Genomic DNA, 3692 nt, shown 5'->3' on the forward strand with positions numbered 1-3692 from the left:
GAATAAGCCCCATTTCCTATCGAGCCCGCTTTCAAGAATCGGCGTGATAATTTTAATGAATGTGTCCAATTTTAAGGGGTCAGTTCATTAGCTCGAGGAGGCTCAGCACATGCCCGCGGAAAGCGAATCATCCCCCGCAGGACCTTTAAACTAACCCAATTTCTCGAAATCGAGTCTTCAACTAAACGGCCCTATTGTGGAATAAGCATCTGTATATCATCAGTAACGTTTAATAGAGCTAAAAAAAAGCCGTGCCTTGATGGAAATAAAACCATCATGGCACGGCTTTTTTCGTCAGGCAGCACGCTTCTTCATCAGCCATAAGAAGTACGGGGCACCGATGAGAGCCACCAAAATCCCGGACGGAATTTCATTTGGGGCAAGCAACGTCCGGCTGAATAAATCCGCGACAAGCAGGAGCAATCCCCCGAGCAGCATGGTTACTGGCAATAGCTTCTGGTTGGCACTGCCGACCAGAAGACGGGCCACGTGCGGAGCAATTAAGCCAACGAATCCGATCGATCCGACAGCAGCGACACTGCATGCCGCAAGCAGCGTGGCGATCATCGCCATCTGGAACCGGACGGACCTCACGCGAAGCCCCAGCCCTTTTGCCGTATCATCTCCTAAAGACAGCACATCAAGCGTCTTAATATAAAAGACGAGCAGCGGAATAAACAAAATGACAGGCCATAGAAGGTACTGCAGCAGCTGAGACCAGCCTTTTGCGTAAGTTGTGCCGGACAGCCACGTTAAGGCTGAGGCGACACCAAGATCGGCCTGAACAACCAGAATCTGAATGATAGCCGATCCGAAAGCAGACATACCAATTCCTAGCAGAGCGAGAATCGTAGGCTGGAATTCAGCTTTGGCGCCGAGACCCATGACGATTAAGAAAAAGACAAACGCACCGATCATCGCTCCGACAGGAATCCAGACGGCAGAGACACTGAATACGTACATGGTCATCAATGCCCCGACCCCGGCACCGGAAGTAATTCCAATAACCGATGGATCGGCAAGCGGATTGCGCAGCACTCCCTGAAAAATCAGACCACTGACCGCCAGAATAACCCCGCTGAATACAGCGACAAGGGCCCGAGGCAGTCTCAAGTTAAGAATAAAATTTCGAATAAATTCATTGGAGGATCCAAAGAATGCATCCCAGGCCACTAGCGGTTCAAATCCGTAGTTGCCGGATGACATACTGATGAGTATCGTCAGGACAATAACCGCTCCAAGCATTGGCAGAAGCTTTCGCAGCGAAAGGTTAACCGCTCCGCTTCCTGCCATAATCGTCCCTGTATCTCCGCTCCCCGAACTTTGCTTCATGCGCATAACGAGCCAGATGAGCCACGGAGAACCAATCAGTGCGGTAATCGCTCCAACGGGAAGCTCAGAAAACGATGGATCAATAATTCTTGCGAGTATATCCGCAAGCAGCAGCACATTGCCTCCCCATAAGAAGGAGCCGATTACAAGTGGAATATGCGATCGGTAACCGATTAACTTAATAATGTGTGGTGCCACTAAACCTACAAATCCGATCGGGCCGACGACACTGACGGTCACACTCGTCAGAAGTACCGCTGCGAGAATCGTAATCAGCTTCACAACACGGACATTCTGGCCAAGAGCAGTCGCTACATCATCCCCAAGCGTGAGTGTGTCCAGTTTTTTCGAAAAAATAAATGCCGTCAGCATTCCCGCAGCTATTATGGGAAGAGAAAACTGAACGCCGTCCCAGTTATTTTGAATAAGAGTCCCGGATCCCCACAGAAAAAGTCCCTGCGTCTCATTTTCGTAAAAGATCTGCAGAACGGACGTCAAAGATGAGAAGAGAAAGGTCACAATCATTCCGGCAAGTACCATGCGGACCGGGGTAGCATTCCCCGCTCCTGACAACAGGTAAACGGCCGCAAACGTTAGAATTCCGCCAAGAAAAGCCGTTACGATCCCATTCGCAAACATAATAAATGGAAAGAATATCGTTGTGAGTACCACAGCAAAATAAGTACCCGAATGAATGCCCAGCGTACTTGCTGAAGAAAGCGGGTTTTTCGTCACCGTTTGAAGAATCACACCGGAAACCGCAAGCGCACCGCCGGCCAGAATTCCCATGACAGCTCTCGGCATCCTTAAAATACGGACCGTGTGATGTTTGATCGTATCCTGAGGATTAAAGAGCGCATCTACGACGGTCCCAACTGGAATCGATACGTTTCCCTGGTTAATATGTATAAAGGTTAATAAACACAATAATGCGGTCCCACCTCCGAAGGTGAGAACCGCGATTATCGTTTGTTTTAAGTTCAGATTCATAAGCTTCACTCGCTTTGGTTTTCGTTCAGCATCGCATCGGTCACTTGCTTCGCCAGTACTTCAGCTGATAGCGGTCCGCCGAATGTCCAAGTATCTCCCGGCATTTTGTAGGTGCGATCTTCCTGAACAAATTTAAGGTCCTCCCAGGCGGGATTGCCTTTCAGCTGATTCGTGAAGATATTATCTTCTTCCTGCACAATATAGAAGAAATGAGCATCCTGATAATTCTGGAGAGCCTCTACGGTTGTAGACGTGTATCCGTAAACCTCGGTTTTGTCTGGTTGATGAGCGTTTTGCAAACCAATGTTCTTCATCACTTTTGAAACGATGGAATTAGGTGTGAAAAGTCTCAACGTTGGTGTATTCTGTGATGTAAAAGCCTGCGTCATTACATATTCAGAATCTTCTTTACCTGCCTCTGTGATGCGTGCCTGCTGATCACGGAACGTCTTCTCCAAGTTTTTAACAACTGCTTTAGCTTTGTCTTCCTTACTTGTAATCTTAGCCACCGTATGGAACTCGTCCAGCATATGCTGATACTGGTCTTTCGCCGCTTCCTCGGAATAAGGGGCAAACATAACAGTCGGCGCAATATCCTCCAGTTGATCCGCAATTGCCTCGTGGCGGAATTTCACTCCGATGATTAAATCGGGATCTAACCGGGAAATAGCTTCCAGATTCGGCTCCTGTCGGGTTCCTACATCTTTAACCGAATCGCTTAACGACTTACCTGCATCGACCCACTTGCCATAGCCGTCCAGATCAGCAACACCTGCAGGCTCCATTCCAAGCGCTTGCAGATCCTCGGCGTACGTCCATTCGAGAACTACAACTTTCTTAGGAGTTCCTTCAATCGTTTTCTCTCCCATTGCATCCTGAATCTTTATGGTGCGTTGTTCATCTCTTTCTTCTTCCTTCGCTTCTTTGGACTTATCTACTGAGCCTTCAGAAGCTTTGCCCCCTCCATCTGCTCCATTTCCGCAGGCCGTTAATGTAACAACAAGTAATATCAGGACAAGCCATACTATTTTTTTCATATGCTTTTCATCCTCTCTTTTAATAACCCTTCCAACCTGAGCCAGTGTATGTACAAACAGACTTTAATTGATAAAGATTCTCATTATCATGATACTACCAATCATATCGAAGCCCTCCCCCACTGTCAATCGTAATCAATAGCCTACCTAGCCGTCCTTCCTTGTGGGGGAGCATGGCCCGGTTTTAGTTGCGATCGGCCCCTATCATAGCCGCGCACGGCCCTATCGCAACGGCGCACGGCTCAATTACAGCGACGCACGGCCCTATCCCAGCCACGCACGGCACAATCTCAGCCACGCACGGCCCTATCCCAGCCACGCACGGCTCTATCA

General features: G+C 48.6%; 2 protein-coding genes. Both read right to left on the bottom strand.

The window, feature by feature from the left end; genetic code table 11:
• Positions 1-294: 294 nt before the first annotated feature.
• Positions 295-2322: an iron ABC transporter permease gene (locus tag WAM07_RS15445; RefSeq protein ID WP_422168251.1), complete on the bottom strand. Its 2028-nt coding sequence runs from the start codon at positions 2320-2322 to the stop codon at positions 295-297.
• Between the two features lie 5 nt (positions 2323-2327).
• On the bottom strand, positions 2328-3359 hold the full coding sequence (locus WAM07_RS15450; RefSeq protein ID WP_422168252.1) for an ABC transporter substrate-binding protein: 1032 nt from the start codon (positions 3357-3359) through the stop codon (positions 2328-2330).
• Positions 3360-3692: the final 333 nt, after the last annotated feature.

It is taken from the genome of Halobacillus sp. (genome assembly GCF_049282395.1).
In the GTDB taxonomy this organism is placed as follows: Bacteria; Bacillota; Bacilli; order Bacillales; family Halobacillaceae; genus Halobacillus.

Excerpts from the sequence above, each read along its gene's own strand:
- WAM07_RS15445 (WP_422168251.1), bottom strand. The coding sequence starts at position 2,322 with ATGAATCTGAACTTAAAACAAACGATAATCGCGGTTCTCACCTTCGGA.
- WAM07_RS15450 (WP_422168252.1), bottom strand. The coding sequence starts at position 3,359 with ATGAAAAAAATAGTATGGCTTGTCCTGATATTACTTGTTGTTACATTA.